Origin of the sequence: Clostridium sp. 1001283B150210_160208_E6, from assembly GCF_015669365.1 — a bacterium.
Classification (GTDB): Bacteria; Bacillota; Clostridia; order Clostridiales; family Clostridiaceae; genus Clostridium; species Clostridium paraputrificum.
Window position 1 is genome coordinate 1 of record NZ_JADPAA010000009.1, and the last position, 20947, is coordinate 20947.

The 20947-nt window shown below is 29.7% G+C and carries 19 protein-coding genes; 16 read left to right on the forward strand and 3 right to left on the reverse strand.

All coding sequences use genetic code 11. From position 1 onward, the window contains the following. The first annotated feature begins 215 nt into the window (after positions 1 to 215). From I4V16_RS10595 to I4V16_RS10605, 3 genes are all read left to right on the forward strand, one after another. Positions 216 to 866, forward strand: coding sequence for an N-acetylmuramoyl-L-alanine amidase (locus I4V16_RS10595; protein WP_049180483.1), 651 nt, complete (start codon positions 216 to 218; stop codon positions 864 to 866). Between the two features lie 134 nt (positions 867 to 1000). Then, complete coding sequence (locus I4V16_RS10600) at positions 1001 to 1843, forward strand: fumarate hydratase (RefSeq protein WP_195619371.1); 843 nt, start codon at positions 1001 to 1003, stop codon at positions 1841 to 1843. A gap of 9 nt (positions 1844 to 1852) precedes the next feature. Continuing rightward, positions 1853 to 2416 (forward strand): Fe-S-containing hydro-lyase, encoded by a 564-nt coding sequence (locus I4V16_RS10605; RefSeq protein ID WP_111937931.1) that lies wholly within the window; start codon positions 1853 to 1855, stop codon positions 2414 to 2416. Positions 2417 to 2432: 16 nt separating this feature from the next. Here the strand turns inward: I4V16_RS10605 and I4V16_RS10610 are convergent, their stop codons facing one another. Next, a complete protein-coding gene (locus I4V16_RS10610; RefSeq protein WP_049180488.1) occupies positions 2433 to 3290 on the reverse strand; it encodes a YitT family protein in 858 nt (285 codons plus the stop codon). A gap of 128 nt (positions 3291 to 3418) precedes the next feature. On the opposite strand from I4V16_RS10610, the gene I4V16_RS10615 reads away from it, so the two are divergent. From I4V16_RS10615 to iadA, 10 genes are all read left to right on the forward strand, one after another. Next, a complete protein-coding gene (locus I4V16_RS10615; RefSeq protein ID WP_153246665.1) occupies positions 3419 to 3583 on the forward strand; it encodes a hypothetical protein in 165 nt (54 codons plus the stop codon). 86 nt (positions 3584 to 3669) lie between these two features. Beyond that, a complete protein-coding gene (locus I4V16_RS10620) occupies positions 3670 to 4359 on the forward strand; it encodes a response regulator transcription factor (RefSeq protein WP_027098868.1) in 690 nt (229 codons plus the stop codon). Then, complete coding sequence (locus I4V16_RS17485; RefSeq protein ID WP_242974260.1) at positions 4331 to 6154, forward strand: HAMP domain-containing sensor histidine kinase; 1824 nt, start codon at positions 4331 to 4333, stop codon at positions 6152 to 6154. The genes I4V16_RS10620 and I4V16_RS17485 overlap by 29 nt, the downstream gene beginning before the upstream one ends. Before the next feature lie 224 nt (positions 6155 to 6378). Beyond that, positions 6379 to 8610, forward strand: a complete 2232-nt coding sequence (locus I4V16_RS10630; RefSeq protein WP_099329806.1) for a ribonucleoside-diphosphate reductase subunit alpha — start codon at positions 6379 to 6381, stop codon at positions 8608 to 8610. Between the two features lie 22 nt (positions 8611 to 8632). Beyond that, positions 8633 to 9667 carry a ribonucleotide-diphosphate reductase subunit beta gene (locus I4V16_RS10635; RefSeq protein ID WP_049180491.1) on the forward strand — a complete coding sequence of 345 codons (1035 nt, stop codon included), beginning with the start codon at positions 8633 to 8635 and terminating at the stop codon, positions 9665 to 9667. 226 nt (positions 9668 to 9893) lie between these two features. Continuing rightward, a complete protein-coding gene (ptsP, locus tag I4V16_RS10640) occupies positions 9894 to 11513 on the forward strand; it encodes a phosphoenolpyruvate--protein phosphotransferase (RefSeq protein ID WP_111937932.1) in 1620 nt (539 codons plus the stop codon). Between the two features lie 249 nt (positions 11514 to 11762). Then, on the forward strand, positions 11763 to 12299 hold the full coding sequence (locus tag I4V16_RS10645; protein WP_049180495.1) for a chromate transporter: 537 nt from the start codon (positions 11763 to 11765) through the stop codon (positions 12297 to 12299). Further along, entirely contained in the window at positions 12299 to 12829 is a 531-nt protein-coding gene (locus I4V16_RS10650; protein WP_049180498.1) for a chromate transporter, read from the forward strand. The genes I4V16_RS10645 and I4V16_RS10650 overlap by 1 nt, the downstream gene beginning before the upstream one ends. Continuing rightward, positions 12830 to 14059: a hypothetical protein gene (locus I4V16_RS10655; RefSeq protein WP_195966681.1), complete on the forward strand. Its 1230-nt coding sequence runs from the start codon at positions 12830 to 12832 to the stop codon at positions 14057 to 14059. 15 nt (positions 14060 to 14074) lie between these two features. Next, entirely contained in the window at positions 14075 to 15247 is a 1173-nt protein-coding gene (iadA, locus tag I4V16_RS10660; protein WP_195966682.1) for a beta-aspartyl-peptidase, read from the forward strand. Positions 15248 to 15274: 27 nt separating this feature from the next. Here iadA and I4V16_RS10665 read toward each other — a convergent pair whose 3' ends face one another. Together I4V16_RS10665 and I4V16_RS10670 are read right to left on the reverse strand one after the other, a co-directional pair. Next, positions 15275 to 15844 carry a cell wall hydrolase gene (locus I4V16_RS10665; RefSeq protein ID WP_049180505.1) on the reverse strand — a complete coding sequence of 190 codons (570 nt, stop codon included), beginning with the start codon at positions 15842 to 15844 and terminating at the stop codon, positions 15275 to 15277. Between the two features lie 62 nt (positions 15845 to 15906). After that, entirely contained in the window at positions 15907 to 16893 is a 987-nt protein-coding gene (locus tag I4V16_RS10670) for a hypothetical protein (protein ID WP_049180506.1), read from the reverse strand. 175 nt (positions 16894 to 17068) lie between these two features. On the opposite strand from I4V16_RS10670, the gene cdaA reads away from it, so the two are divergent. From cdaA to I4V16_RS10685, 3 genes are all read left to right on the forward strand, one after another. Continuing rightward, positions 17069 to 17923 carry a diadenylate cyclase CdaA gene (gene cdaA, locus I4V16_RS10675; protein WP_049180507.1) on the forward strand — a complete coding sequence of 285 codons (855 nt, stop codon included), beginning with the start codon at positions 17069 to 17071 and terminating at the stop codon, positions 17921 to 17923. Then, on the forward strand, positions 17893 to 19113 hold the full coding sequence (locus tag I4V16_RS10680; protein WP_049180509.1) for a CdaR family protein: 1221 nt from the start codon (positions 17893 to 17895) through the stop codon (positions 19111 to 19113). The genes cdaA and I4V16_RS10680 overlap by 31 nt, the downstream gene beginning before the upstream one ends. A gap of 94 nt (positions 19114 to 19207) precedes the next feature. Then, the gene (locus tag I4V16_RS10685) at positions 19208 to 20809 is read left to right on the forward strand and encodes an FAD-dependent protein (protein WP_049180511.1); all 1602 of its coding nucleotides are present in this window, start codon (positions 19208 to 19210) and stop codon (positions 20807 to 20809) included. The last annotated feature ends 138 nt before the right edge of the window (positions 20810 to 20947 follow it).

The following is a 20947-nucleotide window of genomic DNA, read 5'->3' on the forward strand; positions in this document are numbered from 1 at the left end:
AGACTACCTCCTATTTGTTGTGCTTTAAATAAGTGTATATGGTAGTTATTGGAGTAAATGTAATAAATAAATAAATATAAAAATAGCAACAAAAAAGGACCGTCTACGTAAATGATTTTTAATCATTTACGAGACAGCCTCTTTTTTCTTTGAATAAATGGACCAATTAATCACATAATAACTTTGTGATAATAAGTTTGAATGGAGGATGCACTATGAAAGTAAGACGAATAATAGTGGCAGTATTTATAGCATTATTAATGATAAAAGTACCTGTTATGGCTGAAGAAGTATCAAAAGGCATTGTACTTATAGATGCTGGTCACGGTGGCATTGATGGTGGTGCACAATCAAAAAATGGAACTATTGAAAAAGATATAAATCTTCAAATTAGTAAAAGATTAAAAGAAAGACTTGAAAAAGAGGGATATAAAGTATATATGACTAGGGAAGAAGATAAAGAATTATCTCCCAAAAAGGTAAAAGATTTAGAGGCTAGATGTAAAATGAAGATAGAAACTAAATGTGATGTTTTCATTTCAATACATCAAAATAAGTTTAATAGCGAAAAATGTTTTGGAGCTCAAGTATGGTATGCAAGTAACGAAAAAAGTATGAAGTTAGCAAAGTATGTACAAGATTCATTAAAAGAAGGAGTAAAAGATAATAATAAGAGATTAGAAAAGGCTGCAAAAGAACAATATAAGATATTAAGGGATAAATATGATGGCGCTTGTTTAATAGTAGAATGTGGTTTCTTATCAAATAATGAAGAAGAACAAAGGTTAAAGAGCGAAAGTCATCAAAATCAAATTGTAGATGGAATAACAATTGGAATAAATAAATATTTTGATGAAATAAAATAAATTTCCGGGGAAATATGTAGAAGAAAGAAGGTGTTTGTATGCACCTTCTTTTTTATTACGAATTTTGCAAGTAATTGAAAAGTAAATGAACTATTAGTATAATATGGATGTAAATTATATTAGAGGTGAAGTTTATGAGAGAGATAAATGTGAAAGAAATAGAAAATGTAGTTAAACAATTATGCATTGATGCAAATTATTATATAAGTGATGACATAAAAGATGCTTTAAGTAAGTTTAAAGAAGAGGAACCATTCACCATAGCTGAAGATGTATTAGATAAAATTTTATTAAATGCAGATATAGCTACTAATGAGAATGTCCCAATATGCCAAGATACTGGAATGGCTTGTGTTTTCATAGAAGTTGGACAAGATGTTCATTTTGTTGGGGGCTTACTTGAAGATGCAATTAATGAAGGGGTAAGAAAAGGATATGATGAAGGATTTTTAAGAAAATCAGTAGTAAAGGATCCTATAGATAGAATAAATACTAAAGATAATACTCCAGCTGTCATATACTATAATCTAGTAAGAGGGGATAAAGTTAAAGTTACTTTGGCACCTAAAGGGTTTGGTTCTGAAAATATGAGCAAAATAGCAATGCTAAAACCAGCTGATGGTTTAGAAGGTGTTAAAAAGTTTATTTTAGATACAGTTAAGCAAGCTGGACCTAACCCATGTCCCCCTATGGTTATTGGAGTTGGAATTGGTGGTACTTTTGACAAGGCTGCATATTTGGCTAAGAAGGCATTGATTAGACCAATAAATGAAAGAAATAAAAATGAATTTTATAAAGATCTTGAAATTGAACTTTTAGAAAAAGTTAATGAGTTAGGTATAGGACCACAAGGGTTTGGTGGAAGAACAACAGCCATTGGATTAAATATAGAGACTTATCCTACTCACATAGCAGGGTTACCTGTTGCAGTAAATATAAATTGTCATGCTACAAGACATAAAGAGGTAATATTATAGGAGGTAATTATGGAAATAAATTTAAAAACACCATTAACTGAAGAAAAAGCAACAAGCTTAAAGGCTGGAGATACTATATTATTATCAGGGACAATTTATACGGCAAGGGACGCAGCACATAAAAGGTTGATAGAATTAGTAAATAGGGGAGAGGAGTTGCCTTTCAATATTAAAGATGAAATAATTTATTACGTTGGTCCTACTCCGGCAAAGCCTGGGGAAGTTATTGGTTCAGCAGGACCAACTACTAGTTATAGAATGGATCCATATGCTCCTACGCTTTTAGATTTAGGTCTTAAGGGAATGATAGGAAAAGGTTCAAGAAGTGAAGAGGTAATAAATGCAATTATAAGAAACAAGGGCATTTACTTTGGTGCTATTGGAGGAGCAGGAGCGTTAATAGGTAAAAGTATTATTAGTTCAGAAATAATAGCATATAACGATTTAGGTGCAGAAGCTATTAGGAAAATTGAAGTTAAAGATATGCCTTTAGTTGTTATAATAGATACTGAAGGAAATAATTTATATGAAATTGGACAAAAGGAATATTTAGATAGCAAAAAAGCCAGATAAAATATCTGGCTTTTTATTATAGGTTTTGGAATCCACGCCCTTTAACTTCAGAAACGTCTAATATACTAATAAAGGCTTTCGGATCACATGATAATATTCTGTTTTTTAAGGTAATCATCTGTCTAGAGGTAACTAGACAGTACAACATTCTCTTGTCTTGATCTGTAAACTCTCCTCTTGCAGGAAGAGTAGTAACTCCCCTATGCATATCAGCTATTATGTATTTAATAATTTCTTCTTCTTTTTCCGTTAGTATCATCATTAACTTTTTACTTGAGAAACCTCTTATAACTTGGTCCAATACAAGACCTTGGATAAACATTGATATTAATGTATATAAAGCTCTAGGAATACCAAATATTATAGCTCCTATAGTTACTATTATTAAATTTATAGCAAAGTTAACTGCTCCTATATTAAAATTAGAATATTTTTTTCTAATTAGCATGGTTATTATATCTGTACCACCAGCAGAGCCATTACGTAAAAAAACAAGTCCATAACCTATTCCGCATAAAACCCCTCCATAAATACAGTAAAGAAGCATATCATTTACTTTTATATATGAAGAAAATTGCTTAGTAATGATTAGTGACGTTGATAAGGAAACCATACCTATGGCAGAATAAATAGTAAAATCTTTACTCAACTTTTTGTAACTTAATATAAAAAGTGGAATATTTAAAATAAAAAGAGTAATACCAGAAGAGATATTCCACATGTATTCTAAAATAAGTGCAATACCTGTAGCACCACCACTTAATAATTGAGCATGACTCAAAAATAAGTTAATACCTAAAGATGCTGTAAAACAACCAATAAAAATAATAATTACGTCTAAAATAAAGCTTTTGTTATTTTTTATATTTTCCATAAAAAAACCCCTAAATTAAAAAATTAATCATTTGATTTATACTCCCTGTCCATTATATATAAAGAAAAAGAGAAATAAAACACTTTACTGTGAAAATTATAGTAAAATTATAAATAGAGGTGATAGTTATGGGTAGAATAAATTTGCCAGGGAGTAAGGAAAACAAAAAGATTTTACTTATTATACTAATAATTATTGCTATAATTGTTATAGCAAAATTTAAGATAGATAATAAGCAAACCAATACTTTTCAGTTTGAAAATAATGAATATAGTATAGAAGAAGGAAAGTAATAAAAACTTAATAAAGGATTATTAAAGATATGATTTAATAAGAATAGGATATAATTTAAATATATAAGTTTAAGGGGGCAATTCGTGTGTATAATGTTTTGGTTGTAGACGATGAAAAAGAAATTAGAGATGCCATTGAAATATATCTTAGAGGAGAAAAGTTGAATGTAATAAAGGCTGAAGACGGTTTAGAGGCTTTAGATATATTAGAGGGTAAACAAATACATTTAATTATATTAGATATAATGATGCCTAAATTAGATGGAATAAAGACATGCCTAAAAATTAGAGAAAGTAAAAATATTCCTATAATAATGTTATCAGCCAAAGGAGAAGATTCTGATAAAATTTTAGGATTAAATGTAGGTGCTGATGATTACATAACAAAGCCATTTAACAATTTAGAGTTAGTAGCGAGAGTTAAGTCCCAATTAAGAAGATATGAAAAACCTTTGAGTATAGAAGAGAGTTCAGTGATAAAGGTAAAAGATTTAGAAATAGATACTTTACTTAAGAAAATAACTGTAAGAGGAGAAGAGATAAAAGCTACAGCAACAGAGTATAAAATATTACTTTTATTAGCTTCAAATTTAGGTCGAGTTTTCTCAATAAAAGAAATATATGAGAAGGTTTGGGAAGAGCCATTTTATAAAAGTGAGAATACAGTTACTGTTCATATAAGAAGAATAAGAGAGAAAATAGAATTAAATACAAAGGAGCCTGAGTATATTAAGGTGGTGTGGGGTATTGGCTACAAAATTGAAAAAGAAAATTAAGAGCTATTTTAATCATATATGGATGATTGAGATATTAGTAGTAGCACTTACTTGTATATTTTTTGGAGTTGAGATATATAAAGATGTATTTACTAGGTATTATTCGAAGAATTTAGCGGCTATGCAAGCAACTATAAATCCTAAGGGATTTTATAAGCAGACATTTCTGGATGAAGTAAAAGGACTTCAAAAGTATATTTATAATAATACATTTGGATTAGAAGAATTATATTATAATGACAAAAATAGAGAAGAGATTCTAAAAGCATACTTTATTAATAATTCATATGAAGGTAGCGATATAGATTCAAGTGATAGTAAGCTATACTTTATTATACGAGATAAGAGAGATAATTCTATTATAACGAATGATTTTAGTGATGCATTAAGTGTAAGTGATGGATTAACAGAGCAGGATATACAGGATTATTTATATAGTAAGTATAAAGGACGTGAAATGCTTAAGATAAGTGATAACGAGAATACTTCCGAAGAGAACTTAGTGTATAATAGCGGTGTATTATCAAACTTTCAGGAATATTACTATTCAGATATAAATAGATATACAAATATTAATAATTTAAAGATTGCTATTTTAAACTTCATAATTATTTTTATTGCTATATTCATGCTTATGAAAATAATTTTTGTATTTGTAAGAAGTAGAGGCAAAGTTGAATTAAGAGGAAATTTTGTAAAAAGCGTAATATTTGTACTTAAGTATGGCATTACTTATAAGGAAACTAGAAGGACATTAATGATAACTTTTTGCAGTTTGTCACTATTTTTTATAGTATATTTATACTTATTAGCAGTAAATGGTGGGTATGAGAATAATATATTGGCTAAGTTTTTTTCTATGTATCCATTTAAGGGAAGCTTCTTGATAATGTTATTGCCTATGATAGGAATAATCTATTCATTAAAGAAATCTATTGAAATAATTAAGGTGAATGAAGCTATTAAAAAATCTGACGATGGAAATATAAACTATGAAATTGAAGAGCAATGTAGTCCGGAGGTTAGGGAATTACTTAATAATATAAGTAAAATAAAAGAAGGATATAGTATTGCAGTAGAAGACGCATTGAGAAATGAAAAATTAAAAACAGAGCTTATTTCTAATGTATCCCATGATTTAAGAACACCATTAACTTCCATAATAAATTATGTAAATATTTTAAGACAAGATATAACTAAAGATGAGAAGGAAGATTATCTAGCTATTGTTGAAAAGAAAGCTAAGAAGCTTAAGGTTTTAATTGATGATTTGTTTGAGATGTCTAAGATTAATAGTGGCAAGATGGAATTGTTTAAGGACAATATTGATATAGTTTCCCTTATTCATCAAACCATAGGGGAATACTATTATATATATGAAAGCAAAAATATAGAATTTAAGGTTGATAGCTATAAAGAAGAGGTATATATTGATCTAGATGGAAAGTTAATTTCAAGAGCTATAGAGAATATCATAATAAATGCTATGAAGTATTCATTAGAAGGGACTAGGGTATATGTAGATATTAGAGAAAAAGATGGATACATTGTTCTTTCTTTTAAGAATATATCTAACTATGAAATGGACTTTGATAATAAGGAGATATTTGAAAGATTTGCAAGAGGAGATGCTTCTAGAAATTCTAGAATAGAGGGGTCAGGATTAGGCTTAGCTATAACTAAAAGTATAATTGAATTACATGATGGAAAAGTATATATAACAAGAGAGGGAGATATGTTTAAAATATTTATATATCTACCTTTTAATAAAGAGAATGAAGTAGACCTAGGATAATCCTAGGTCTATTTTTTGCCCTTAGGTAATAAATTTTATCTATTAATAACTGTTACAGATAAGCGGAGTAATATGGAGTAAAATAATAAAAAGATATAATTTTTAACCACAAAAGGAGTATATAGAATTTTACATAATTATTCATAAAAATTATAATGTACTATATGTTGTATCGGAATTAGGGAATGATAAAAAATAATACTATATATAGTGGAGGAATTAAGGTGGAAAAGATAGAGAAGTTATGTAGAGAGGGACTCTTAGCAATTAAAGATGATGAGGGAATATATACATTAGATAGGCTGAAAGAAGCTTTAGAGCATATTATAACACCTAAGATGAATGATAAACAACTTATGGAATGTATCATTCAAGTATCATTAGAGTTAACTACGGAGATGGAACCAAAGTGGCAATATGTTTCAGCTAGATTATATACTCTTAAGCTTTATGAGGAAGTGAAAAAAATAAGGGGAGTAGAAAGTGAGTCCGGATTATATTCAGACTTGTATAAATTTATTGAGGAGTTAACTGAGGAAGGCTTATACGGAAAATATATATTGGAAAGTTATACAGAAGAGGAAGTTAAAGAATTAGAGAGTGCAATAAAGCCTGAAAGAGATTTTTTATTTACCTATAGTGGAATAAGTTTATTAAGTAAGAGATATCTTGTTCATAACTATGATAGGGAGGTTGTTGAATTACCTCAACAAATGTTTATGGGAATTGCTATGCACTTAGCTATTCCTGAAAAAAAAGAGAATAGAGTGAATTGGGCTATAAGATTTTATGATGTATTAAGTTCATTAAAAGCAACTATGGCAACTCCAACTATGTCGAATGCAAGAAAACCTTTCTATCAATTAAGTTCATGTTTTATTGATACTGTTGATGATAGCTTGAAGGGGATATATAAATCTCTTGATAATTTTGCAGAGGTATCAAAGTTTGGTGGTGGCATGGGCATATATATAGGGAAGGTAAGAGCATTAGGCTCTGCTATAAGAGGCTTTAAGGGAGCATCAGGAGGAATAATACCTTGGATAAAACTATTTAATGATACAGCTATAGCAGTAGATCAGCTAGGCGTTAGAAATGGTTCAGTAGCTATTTGGTTAGATGCATGGCATAAGGATTTGCCTGAATTTCTTCAATTAAGAACAAATAACGGTGATGATAGAAAGAAAGCACATGATATTTTCCCAGGACTATGTTATCCAGAATTATTTTGGAAATTAGCAGAAACTGATATTGATGCTAATTGGTATATGATGTGCCCACATGAAATAAGAACTGTAAAAGGATATTCATTAGAGGATTTCTATGGAGAAGAGTGGGAAGAAAGATATTATGATTGTGTTGATGATTGCAGAATAGAAAAGAGAGTAATGTCTGTAAAAGATATAGTAAGGTTAATAATTAAGAGTGCGGCAGAAACAGGAACACCATTTGCATTTTATAGAGATACTGTAAATAGGATGAATCCTAACAAGCATAAGGGAATGATATATTCATCTAATCTATGCACAGAAATAATGCAAAATATGAGTCCTATGGAAATAAGGAAATCAGAGATAGTTGACGAAAATGGAGATAAAATTGTTGTAGAAAAAACTAAGTCAGGAGATTTTGTAGTGTGCAATTTATCTTCTATAGTTCTAGGAAATGTAGATGTACTTAATGATAAGGAGCTAGATTATGTAGTAGAAACTCAAATTAGAGCAATGGACAATGTTATAGATTTAAATTATTATTCTGTACCTTTTGCTGATATTACTAATAAAAAGTATAGAGCTATAGGATTAGGAACAAGTGGATATCATCATATGCTTGTAAATAATAGAATTCATTGGACATCAGATAAACATTTAGATTTTGCTGATAAGGTATATGAGAAAATAAATTATTATGCAATTAAGGCAAGTATGAAGATAGCTAAAGAAAAGGGAGCATATTCAGAATTTGAAGGCTCAGATTGGCAAAACGGAGATTATTTTTCCTTAAGAAGATATGATTCTGATGAATGGAATTCCTTAAAAGAAGAGATTAATAAATATGGGATAAGAAATGGATATATTATGGCAGTGGCTCCAAATGGTTCTACAGCTACAATTGCTGGTACAAGTGAAGGCGTAGACCCTATAATGTCTAGGTTCTTTTTAGAAGAAAAGAAGGGAAGCATAGTGCCTAAAACTGCACCGCAGCTATGTGATGATAATTATTGGTACTATAACTCTGCTTATAATATAGATCAAGAATGGTGCGTTAAAATAAATGGAATAAGGCAAAGACATATAGATCAAGGACAATCATTTAATTTATATATAACAACAAATTATACAATGAGAGGTATAATGAATCTTTATGTTGAAGCTAATAAGTGTGGAGTTAAATCAATTTACTATGTAAGAAGTAAATCCTTAACAGTAAGTGATTGTGAAAGTTGTTCAGCATAAAAATATTTAGAAGGTGAAAGTTATGGAGATAAATAGAAAACCGTTGTTTAATGAATTTGGGGATACTGAAGTTAGTAAAAAAAGAATGATTAATGGTAATACCACAAATTTAAATGACTTTAATAATATGAAGTATGGATGGGTTAGTGATTGGTATAGGCAGGCTATGAACAACTTTTGGATACCAGAAGAAATTAATTTATCACAAGATTTGAAGGATTATTTTAAATTGAATGAGGCAGAGAGAAGTGCATACGATAAAATATTATCATTTTTAATATTTTTAGATTCAATTCAAACTGCAAATTTGAGCAATATATCAAACTATGTTACAGCAAGTGAAGTTAATCTGTGTTTGACAATTCAAGCATTCCAAGAAGCTGTTCATTCACAAAGTTATAGTTACATGTTAGATACAATATGTTCTCCAGAGAAGAGAAATGAAATATTGTACCAGTGGAAGGATGATAAAATATTATTAGAAAGAAATAAATTTATAGGAGAGCTATATAATAATTTTCTAAGGGAGCCTAATAAGTATAATCTAGTAAAGACAATTATGGCTAATTATATATTAGAAGGAATATACTTCTACTCTGGATTTATGTTTTTTTATAATTTGGAGAGAAATGGTAAGATGCCTGGATCTGCACAGGAAATTAGATATATAAATAGAGATGAGAATACTCATTTATGGCTATTTAGAAATATAATTAAAGAACTTCAGAAAGAAGAACCAGAGCTATTTAATGAGAAGTTAAAAAAAGAATTGGTAGATATGATGAAGAATGGTGTCAATAATGAGATTGCATGGGGACATTATGTAATAGGTGATAACATACAAGGAATAAATAAAAAATTGATAGAAGATTATATCAAGTATTTAGGAAATTTGAGGTTAAGTGCTATAGGATTACCTAAAATATACGATGGGTATGATAAAAATCCTGCATCGTGGGTAGATATATTAGCAGATGCTAATTCAGTTAAAACAGACTTTTTTGAAGCAAAATCTACAGCGTATGCAAAAGCTGCCACTCTGATAGATGACTTATAAAAGTTGTTATCACAGCTAAATTTAATTGAATTAAAAGTTTTAATATAAAATGTTAAAAAAGAAAGAAATTAAATAATAGGTGTTAACATGTTTTGAAAATATGTTATAATGATTAATGGTTGCATTTATAATGTAAAAGGTTTACTATAGGGTATTAATTTATTTAAATAAGAGTTTTGAGATGGTTAAATTAGTGGAATATATAGTTTGAGGAGGATCATTAATTATGAAAAAAGGTATTGCTGCTTCAAAAGGTTATGCAATAGGAACTGTATTTTTACAAGAACATGAAGAAATAGTTATAACAGATCAAAAAGTTACAGATGTAGCTGCTGAAAAAGAAGCTTTACAAAAATCTTTAGATGCTTCAAGAGCTCAATTAGAAAAGATTAAAGAAAAAGCTGCTACAGAAATGGGAGAAGAAAAGGCTGCTGTATTTGAGGCTCATATAACATTATTAGACGACCCAGAATTCACAGGGGCTATGGCTATGGAGATTGAGTCAAATAGTATAAATGCTATGAAGGCTGTAGACAATGTTACTAATATGTTTGTATCGATCTTTGAATCAATGGAAGATGTATATATGAGAGAAAGAGCTGCTGATATTAAAGATGTATCTAAGAGAATAATTGCTAACTTAGCTGGTAAGGGTGCAGATGCGTTTGCTATAACTGAAGCTAATACTGTAGTAGTTGCTCATGATTTAACTCCATCAGACACTGCTCAATTAGATAGAAGTAAAGTTGTAGGTTTCATTACAAACATAGGTGGAAGAACTTCTCATGCTGCTATTATGGCAAGAACATTAGAAATTCCAGCAGTTTTAGGATTAGGAGATATTACTTCAGTTGTTAAAACTGGAGATAAGATAATAGTAGATGGTATTACAGGTGATGTAATAATAAATCCATCAGAAGATGTAATAGCTGAATACGAAGCTAAAAAAGAAAAGTTCAAAGCAGAACAAGAAGAATTAAAGAAGTTAATAGATGTTAAGACTACTACTAAATCAGGAAAGAGAGTAGAAGTTTGTGGTAACATAGGTAAACCAGAGGACGTACTTGGTGTTATTGCTAATGGTGGAGATGGTGTTGGTCTATTCAGAACAGAATTCTTATACATGGATAGAGACAATGCTCCAACTGAAGAAGAACAATATGAAAGCTACAAGTTTGTTCTTGAAAAAATGGAAGGTAAACAAGTTGTTATCAGAACATTAGATATCGGTGGAGATAAAACTTTACCATACTTACCATTACCAGAAGAAATGAACCCATTCTTAGGATACAGAGCAATAAGACTTTGCTTAGATAGAAAAGAAATATTCAAGGTTCAATTAAGAGCATTATTAAGAGCTTCTGTTTACGGAAACTTATGTGTAATGTTCCCAATGATCTCTGGATTAGAAGAATTCCAAAATGCTAAGGCTGTTGTTGAAGAATGTAAGGCTGAATTAAGAGCAGAAGGAAAAGAATACTCAGATTCAATTCAATGGGGTATCATGGTTGAAATTCCAGCTGCAGCAGTATATGCTGACGAATTAGCTAAACATGTTGATTTCTTCTCAATAGGAACAAATGACTTAATTCAATACACATTAGCTGCTGATAGAATGAGTGAAAAGGTATCATACCTATATAACCCAATGCATCCAGCAGTATTAAGATTAATAAAGATGACTATCGATGGTGCTCATAAGCATGGTAAGTGGGTAGGAATGTGTGGAGAAATGGCAGGAGATGAAGCTGCTATTCCAACACTAGTAGAATATGGATTAGATGAGTTCTCAATGAGTGCTACATCAATTTTAAATGCTAAAAAGATAATATTAGATCAAGAATAATATAAAAACACTCGCTTATGCGAGTGTTTTTTTTGCAAAGTTATTCCACAATTGATGAAATAGAAAATGCTTGGGATTCATATTGCATATATTAAAAATGAAATTCTAGGGATATTTAGTTTTAGAATAAAGGTGTTGCCGAATAAGCAACGCCTTTATTTTATAAAATATAAATATAAAATCTATTATAAGCACACAATATTTATGTGATAGAATATAAGTTGAAAAATAAGGAGATTATATAGCAATATGGAAAAGTTATTAAAGATGTTCTTTTCTTTTTTTAAGATTGGAGCATTTACATTTGGCGGTGGATATGCCATGATTCCGCTTATTGAAGAAGAGGTTGTTAATAAGAATAAGTGGATAGAAAAAGAAGAATTTATGGATATGTTAGTCATATCTCAGAGCTTTCCAGGTGCATTAGCAATTAATTGCTCAACATTTATAGGATACAAATTAGGAGGTATGATTGGAGGTATAATTGCAATATTAGGAGTAACGTTACCATCCTTTATAATAATATTATTTGTAGCTACAGTATTTATGCAATTTAGGGATAATTACTATGTAAATTTAATATTTAAGGGGATTACAGCTGCAGTACCTATGTTAGTTTTAGCTGGTGTAGTAAGCTTATTGAAAGGCGTAAATAAAAATATATCTAATTTAATAGTTGGAATTATAGCTTTAATTTCATTAGTAGTATTTGATATTCATCCTGTTATAGTTATTATTTGTTCAGCTATTTATGGAATGATATTTCTTAGAGAGAAGGTGGAATAATGGAGACCCTATTAAAATTATTATTCACATTCTTTAAGATAGGTTTATTTAGCTTTGGTGGTGGATATGCAATGATACCATTCATGCAAAGAGAAATTATTGAAAAACATCAGTGGTTAAGTAGCAGCGAATTTGTAGATATAATAGGGATATCTCAAATGACACCAGGACCAGTATCAGTTAATTCAGCAACTTTTGTAGGATATAAAGTTAGTGGAATAGTAGGAAGTATTTTTGCTACATTAGGGATAACAGTGATTTCTTTTATACTTGTATCTATTGCATCTAAGGCTATAGATAAGTTTAAGGAATCTAAATATTTAAAGGCAGCACTTTTAGGAATGAGGCCTGTTCTTATTGCATTAATAATAAATGCATTTATATCTTTAGCTAAAGATGCATATGTAGATGTGAAATCTATTATAGTTACTCTGATTGTAGGAGGATGTTTATTATCTAAAAAGATTCATCCTATACTTACAATAGTAATAGCAGGTTTATTAGGAATTATATTGTGGGGGATTATTTAAATGAAACAAAAGAATAATAATAAATTATATTCAAAGGCAATTAAATATTATGAAGAAGGAAAGCTTGAGAAAGCATTATTACAGTGTGAAGAGGCAATAAGTTTAAATTTAAGGAATTCTGCCGCATTGAATTTAAAAGGACTTTTATTATATTTAAAAGGAAACTTAGATGAGGCAGTTGCTACTTGGAAGATTAATGCGGATTTTAATGATGATAAAATTGCAAAAAATTATATTCAAGATAGTAAAGCTGATTATAGTAGGGTGAAATTATTTAATGAAGGAAAAAAACATTTAGCTAAATTAGAAATAGATGAAGCTATAGAGAGCTTTATGAAATGTAGGGAAAGTGATTTTAATTCATTAAATGTAAATATCTCTTTAGCAAAGTGCTATTTTAAAAAATGTGATTATGCTTTAAGCTCATATTATTTAATAAAAGCTCTAGAAATAGATAGATTTAATAATGAGGCAAATAATATAAAAAAGAGTATAGAGTCATATAGTAATGAAAAAGTGAATGTAGGCAATAATTTATTAGATCTGAAGAAGGTTATAGTTTGTATAGGAATTATATTAATAATTATTGCTGTACCTTTAATAAGTAAGGTATATATATCTTCTGTAAAACAGAAGGAAAGTATGGACGAGCAGTATCTTAATTATAATAATATGAATGAAGATACTGAAAAAGAAGATAATAAAGAAGAGAGTTCTGTAGACTTGAGCAAAATAGATACATATATAAATGAAAAAAAATATCTAGGATTACATAATATAATAAGTAAAGTTAGGTTAGAGGATTTAAGCAAAGAAGAACAAGTATTGTATTATAAGGGCAAAGAAGCTTTAGAAGCTAATTGTGTTGATTATTTATATAAAAGAGGAATGGAATCTTATAATAATAAAAAATATGAGAATGCAAAAAGTGATATGAATTTAGCTTGTATATATGGAAGAGAAAATTACCTATACCCACATATCTTGTTTTTTAATGCGGTGATTGAAGAAAAGTTAAATGATTTTGATGAATCAATAAAGTTTTATGAAGAATACGAGAAGTTATTTTCTAAAGGAGAATATATTGAAGAAGTATTGTATAAATTAGCGTTAATGTACAAGGAGAAAGATATTAATAAAAGTATTTACTATGCAAAGAAGTTAAAAAAGAGCTACTCGGAATCTATTTATTATAATAAAAATATACAGAATATCTTAGAGCTTAATTAGAAGGGATGTGTCTTTGTGATAACTGTAATAAGGGATGTAGAAGTATATTCGCCTGAATATTTAGGTAAGAAGAATGTAGTTGTGGTAGGAAACAAGTTTGAAGGAATATATGATGAAATAAATATACCTAGTGATTTTATAGAGATAAAGGTAATTGAGGGAAAAGGTAAATTGATGTTTCCTGGATTTATAGATGCTCATGTACATATATTAGGTGGAGGGGGAGAAAGTGGCTTCTCATCAAGGACACCAGAAATTAAGTTTACAGATTTGACTAAGGCAGGAATTACTACAGCAGTAGGATGTTTAGGGACAGATAATGTGTGTAGGGATGGAAAAGCTTTGGTAGCTAAAGCAAAATCACTTGATGTAGAAGGGATTACGACCTATTGTTATACAGGCTCTTACTCAATTCCTGTTAAAACAGTTACTGAAAGTATAAAAGAAGATTTGATGATGATAGATAAGTATATAGGAGTTGGAGAAATTGCTATATCAGACAATAGAAGCTCGCAACCTACATATGAACAATTTTTAGATGTTATTGCACAAGCTAGAGTAGCTGGTTTATTATCAGGAAAAGCTGGAGTTGTTAATATTCATGTAGGTAGTGGAAAACGTAAACTAGATATGATATTTAGAGTATTGAAGGAAACAGAAATTCCTGCTACGCAATTAATGCCTACTCATGTTAATAGAAATACTGAGTTGTTTGAACAAGGAATAGAGTTAGTAAAGCAAGGTGGCTATATAGACTTAACTACAAGTTCAGATCCTAACTTTTTAGAAGAGGGAGAATTATCAGCTAGTGAAGGTTTAAAAAGGGCCTTGGATACTGGAATAAATATAAATAATATTACATTTACATCAGATGGAAATGGTAGTATGCCTAAATTTGATGAGAATGGAAAATTAATTGGATTAGGAATTTGTTCTGTAAGTAGTTTATATAATGAAGTTAAAAGAGCAATAAAAGAACAAAATGTTCCTATAGAAATAGCAGTGAAAGTTATTACATCGAATGTAGCTGACTTATTACGTTTAGGTAATAAAGGTAGAATTATATCAAGGAAAGATGCTGATTTTGTGCTAGTTGATAAGGATGATTTATCAATTACAGATGTATATGCAAAAGGCGAAGCGTTAATAGAAGAAGGAAGAATAATTAAAAAAGGTATTTTTGAATAAGAAAAGAGGGTTATAAAAACCCTCTTTTTAACATTTGAAAAATACGTGGTTACCAATTGATTTGGTATCCTTTTTTTGTGTTTGTTTCATCCATGAGCAGGTAGCTATGGCAGGATTGTAGAAGTAAAGAGCTTCATTTGTTGGATCCTTACCATTAATAGCTTCATAGACAGCATCATAACAACTTTGATCTGGATTAGCTTTAATATCTCTATCCCTAACGCAAGAGAATGCATTAGTTTGAAATATAACACCTTTAATACTATTTGGAAAACCTGGATTAAGTAATCTGTTTAGCACGACAGATGCTACAGCTACTTTTCCTTCAAAAGGTTCTCCTCTACTTTCTGCATAAACGAGTTTAGCCATTAGATCTATATCATCTTGTGTTATATATATCTTTTCCTGACCATGACTGAAAACTTCTACTGTTTCCTCTGTATTTATATTATTTAATTTATTTACTTTAGTAATTTCTTCTAGTGTAATGTCATAACTAGAAGTATTGCCTGTTACTATTGCCTTAGCTGGTATTGCTGAGCAAAACAAACTGAGAAGAGCTAAGCAAAGAGTAAATTGGCATATAAATTTTTTCATAAATAACCTCCTTTTTCTAACCCAGTCAAGTGTTATTATTGCCAAAAGAAGATTATTTATACTTATTTATTATTAAAGTTATCCAACTCAGATTTTAAATCTTTTAAGCTATCAGTAAAGTCTTCATATTTTTCAAAACTATTTTCATAGTTTATATCTATATTATCGTCTTTATCTTTTTCAGTAGATGTTTTTTCTACTACTATGGAATGTTCAAGAGAAGTTATATATAGTTCATAGTAGTTTAGTGTGTCTTGAAGTACTTGATAACAGTCATTTCCATTCTCAGGAATGCTAAATGAATAAGTTTTGCTTTTTAATTCATTAAACTTACTTCTTTTATCCTTTACATCTTTAAGAAGATTGTCAAGAGAACGACCATCTTCTCTAATTTTAGCTAGAGCAGGACGTAAGTCTTCTTTAATAGAGTTTAAAACTTCTATGCAATCCTCAAGATTTAATATATAAGTACTTTTTTGACTTACCTTTATATCATTTTCTCTATTGAGTTTTATTAAAGTATTAATAAAAGTAGTGGATGTTGTAAAAAACTCCTCTGCTTCTGAAGGAAATTCTATATCTAGTCCTAATAAGCGTAGTGTATCATAATTATTTTTAAGTAATTCATATGTTTGGGTATATTCATTGTATGTCTGTAATATTTCGGTAGAATTAGGGTTTTTTATAATTGATAATGTTAATTGATATAGATTTATATTATATTCAAGTGTTTCAGATAATTTTGTTTTTAATTCTTTATTTTGGTCTAATACATTAGTTGAATCTAAAGTAGATTGGATATTTGATAATTCTATTAATTCATTAGTTAATGTCTCTTTTGTGGTATCAGAATTTATACCATTATCATCTAAACAATCTTTTAATTTTTCATTGCAAGATTCTATTTTCTTCCCTATGTTATTTAGTTTGGATATATTTCTATTGCTTGGCGTTAACTTGACCGCACATAATATAACAATCGGAAGTAGAATTATACATATGATTGCAATAATATATTTTTTATTGATGTTAAGTTCATCTAGTTTCATATTTTTTTATCCCTCCTTTTACGGATATAAATGTTCTATATAAGATTTATATTATTTATTTATGTAAAATAGTATGATTAGTTAAAAAAAATCATAATTTTGTAATCTCGATTATATTAAGAATTGGTAAATTAGTGTATAATTTAAATAGTGATTAAGAAGAGGGGTGAGACCAATGAATGAAATAGGAACATTAATAATTAATACGGTGAAAAATATTACCATTTCGTCTATTTTAGATATACTAGTTGTATCTTTTATTTTTTATAAGGGATATATGTTGATAAAGGAAACAAGAGCAGAGCAATTATTAAAAGGTACTGTATTCATATTTGCCCTTATTCCAATAAGTTTATTTTTAAGGTTGGATACATTAAATTTTATATTAAACAAAACACTAACCATTGGTGTTTTAGCTATGATTATAATATTTCAACCTGAAATTAGGAGGGTATTAGAGCATTTAGGTAGGAGTACATTTGAAGATATACATTATGGTCAGCCTATTGAGTATAGAAACGAAGTAGTAAATGAGATAGTAACTGCTGTGGAAAATCTTGCAGCTACTAAGACTGGAGCATTAATAGCTATAGAGCAGGGAACAGGTTTAGGAGAAATTATATCTTCGGGAACTGTTATAGATGCACAGGTTAGTGCAAATCTTTTAGAAAATATATTTGTAGTAAATACTCCATTGCATGATGGAGCAACAATAATTAGAAGAAATAGAATTCATGCTTCAGGGTGTGTTTTGCCGTTAACAAATAATAATAGTATAAATAAGAAGCTTGGAACTAGACATAGAGCTGCAATGGGATTGTCGGAGAATTCAGATGCATTAGTTATAGTAGTATCTGAAGAAACTGGAGTAATTTCATTAGCTGTTAATGGTAGATTGACTAGAAATTATGATAAGGAAAAATTAAAAACTATACTTTTAAAAATAATGGAAAATAGAGATGCTAAGAGAGTAAAAAGTGCTGGAGAGAAGGTGAAAACATGGATAAAGGGAATGAAAAAAGAGGCGTAGTACAAATAGTTTGCGTTTTATTAGCTTTTTGTCTATGGCTTTATGTAACTAGCATAGAAAATCCTAATAAATCTTCAGAAATAAAAGACATACCTGTAGATATAATTAATTCAGAGGTGCTAAGGGAATCTAATTTAGCATTATCTCCTAATCAAAACTTTACTGTGAATTTAAGAATAGAGGGACCTGCAAATGCGGTTTATTCTGCTAAAGTAGCTGATTTTAAAGTAACGGCTGACTTAGGAACTTATGTATTAAAGAAGGGTGAAAATAATGTTCCAGTAAGAGTGGTTAATTATCCGCAAGATGTAAATGTAATGAATACGGGAGTACTATCAATAAAAATTAATGTAGAAGAGTATACAGAAAAGTATGTTAATGTTGTATCTAAAGTAGATACATTTTTTAAAGAAGGTTTCGTAGAAAGAGCTGTAGAATTTACCCCACAAAGTGTTAAGATTTATGGTCCTGAAAGTGCAGTTTCAAAGGTAGAATCAGTAGCCTTAATTGGAGAGACTAAAGATATATCAGAAGACTTTGAAAGTGAATATGAGTTGATTCCTATAGATAGTGAAGGAACTGTGGTAAAAGGTGTAAGTTTAGATAGGTCAAAAGGAACATTAAAAATGCAGGTTGGAAAGGGAACTGAAGTTCCTATAAAAGTTAAATATACGGGTTCATTAAAAAATGGATTAAGTATAGAGAAGGAAACATTATCAAAGGGTAAAGTAAGTATTATTGGTGATCCTAAGAATGTTGAAAATATTAAATATATAGAAACAGAGCCGTTAAATTTATCAGATATAGTGTCTAGTAAGGATGTAAACTTGAAGTTATCAATACCGGAAGGAATAACAGTAAGTTTAGATGAGCAGTATGTAACTGTTAGTTTAAAGATAAAGGATGAGATTCCAGTAACTAAAAGCTTTGATGTTAAGGTGGATTACATTGGAGTTGATGCAAATCATGAGTATACACCTAACACAGTAAAGGTTCTATTAGAAGGGACAAAAGAAGCTTTAGCATCAATAAAGGTTGATAATATTAAAGTTGAAGCAAGTGTTAGCGGTTTAGTTGAAGGGAATCATGAGATTGAGTGGAAAGCAACTTTAGTAGGTATTGACAGACAGGATGTGTCCATAAAAACAAATAGTGGCAAGGTACCAATAGTTATAACGACATTGCAGTAAAAACTATTAATTCTTCCAATTAAAAAAGTGGCGTAGCCACTTTTTTTTTGTTATAGTAGGAAATAAAAGATATCTAATAAGAGAAGGTGAGAATATGACAATTAGAATTAATAATATAAGCTTAAATATAGAAGAACCATTAGAGAATTTAAAGGGAAAAGTAGCTAAAAAACTTAGAATAAATGAATCAGATATTTTCGAGTTTAAGATTTTAAAGGAAAGTATTGATGCTCGTAAAAAAGACAATATAAAATTCAATTATTCCATAGATATAAGTTGTAATGGAGAAAAGAGAATAGTATCTAAACTAAAAGATAAAGATATAAAAATTGAAGATAATATAGAAGAAATTAAGGTTGAATCAGGAAGTGTAGTATTAGAACATAGGCCTGTAGTAGTTGGGTTTGGACCAGCCGGTATATTTTCCGCATTAAGACTAGCTCAATACGGATATAATCCTATTGTAATTGAAAGGGGAGAAGATGTAGATTCTAGAACAAAAACTGTAGAGGAATTTTGGATGGGGAATTGTAAGCTAAATCTAGAATCAAATGTACAGTTTGGAGAAGGTGGAGCAGGAGCATTTTCAGATGGTAAACTTACTACTAGAATAAAAGACAATAGATGTGGATATGTTTTAGAAGAACTAGTGAAAGCGGGAGCGCCAGATGAAATAATATATTCTGGGAAGCCACACGTAGGCACAGACTTGTTAAAGGGAGTAGTTAAAAATATAAGAAAAGAAATTATTAGGTTAGGTGGCGAAGTTAGATTTAACTCAAAGTTAGAAAAGGTAAATATCAAGGATGGAAAGTTAAAGAGCATAATTGTAAATGGTGAGGAGATTCCTTGTGAAGCGTTGATTTTAGCAATAGGACATAGTTCAAGAGATACATATGAAATGTTATTTAGAGAAGGAGTTTTTATGCAGCCTAAGGCTTTTGCAGTAGGTGTAAGAATTGAACACCCACAAAAGATGATTGATGAAAGTCAGTATGGTAAGTATGCTGGTCATCCTAGATTAAAGGCAGCAGATTATAGGTTAGCTTATCAAAGTGAAAAAACAGGAAGAGGAATATATTCTTTCTGTATGTGTCCTGGAGGAGTAGTTGTAGCGGCTGCTTCAGAAGAGAATAGGCTAGTTTCCAATGGAATGAGTTATCATGCAAGAGATTTAGAAAATGCAAATTCTGCATTGGTTGTAACTGTTGGACCTGATGATTTTGAAGGTAGCTCACCACTTAAAGGGATGGAGTTTCAAAGGCATTATGAAAGTTTAGCATATAATTTAGGAGGCGGTGGTTACAAGGCGCCAGTTCAGCTAGTTGGAGACTTTATGAAGGATGAAGTAAGTAAAAGATTAGGCTGTGTGATACCATCATATAAACCAGGATTTGAATTTAGGGATTTAAGAGAATGTTTACCTAATTATGTGGTTGATTCTATAAAAGATGGTATAACTAAATTTGATACTAGAATAAAAGGATATGGAATGAATGATGCAGTCCTTACAGGTATAGAGACTAGAACATCAGCACCTGTAAGAATGTCAAGAAATGAGAATTTAGAAAGTATAAATACATCAGGACTATATCCTTGTGGAGAAGGAGCAGGTTTTGCAGGAGGAATAATATCAGCTGCAGTAGATGGAATTAAGGTTGCTGAGAAAATTATAGGTAAATATAAAGAAATTTAATGAAATATTCTGAAAACTTTGGTTTTCAGGATATTTTTTGTTACAATGGAAGTAATATCTATGGATAAATATAACTGTGAATGTTATAAATTTAACATAGTTTTGTGTTGTTTAACTTATAGACAATTAAAAATATAG

Bases quoted from the DNA above. Each gene is read 5' to 3' on its own strand.
- I4V16_RS10685 (WP_049180511.1), top strand. From the start codon at position 19,208: ATGACAATTAGAATTAATAATATAAGCTTAAATATAGAAGAACCATTA.
- I4V16_RS10645 (WP_049180495.1), top strand. From the start codon at position 11,763: ATGGAAAAGTTATTAAAGATGTTCTTTTCTTTTTTTAAGATTGGAGCA.
- I4V16_RS10605 (WP_111937931.1), top strand. From the start codon at position 1,853: ATGGAAATAAATTTAAAAACACCATTAACTGAAGAAAAAGCAACAAGC.
- cdaA (WP_049180507.1), top strand. From the start codon at position 17,069: ATGAATGAAATAGGAACATTAATAATTAATACGGTGAAAAATATTACC.
- I4V16_RS10650 (WP_049180498.1), top strand. From the start codon at position 12,299: ATGGAGACCCTATTAAAATTATTATTCACATTCTTTAAGATAGGTTTA.
- I4V16_RS10670 (WP_049180506.1), bottom strand. From the start codon at position 16,893: ATGAAACTAGATGAACTTAACATCAATAAAAAATATATTATTGCAATC.
- I4V16_RS10665 (WP_049180505.1), bottom strand. From the start codon at position 15,844: ATGAAAAAATTTATATGCCAATTTACTCTTTGCTTAGCTCTTCTCAGT.
- I4V16_RS10615 (WP_153246665.1), top strand. From the start codon at position 3,419: ATGGGTAGAATAAATTTGCCAGGGAGTAAGGAAAACAAAAAGATTTTA.
- I4V16_RS10680 (WP_049180509.1), top strand. From the start codon at position 17,893: ATGGATAAAGGGAATGAAAAAAGAGGCGTAGTACAAATAGTTTGCGTT.
- I4V16_RS10610 (WP_049180488.1), bottom strand. From the start codon at position 3,290: ATGGAAAATATAAAAAATAACAAAAGCTTTATTTTAGACGTAATTATT.
- I4V16_RS10635 (WP_049180491.1), top strand. From the start codon at position 8,633: ATGGAGATAAATAGAAAACCGTTGTTTAATGAATTTGGGGATACTGAA.
- ptsP (WP_111937932.1), top strand. From the start codon at position 9,894: ATGAAAAAAGGTATTGCTGCTTCAAAAGGTTATGCAATAGGAACTGTA.
- I4V16_RS10595 (WP_049180483.1), top strand. From the start codon at position 216: ATGAAAGTAAGACGAATAATAGTGGCAGTATTTATAGCATTATTAATG.
- I4V16_RS10655 (WP_195966681.1), top strand. From the start codon at position 12,830: ATGAAACAAAAGAATAATAATAAATTATATTCAAAGGCAATTAAATAT.
- I4V16_RS10600 (WP_195619371.1), top strand. From the start codon at position 1,001: ATGAGAGAGATAAATGTGAAAGAAATAGAAAATGTAGTTAAACAATTA.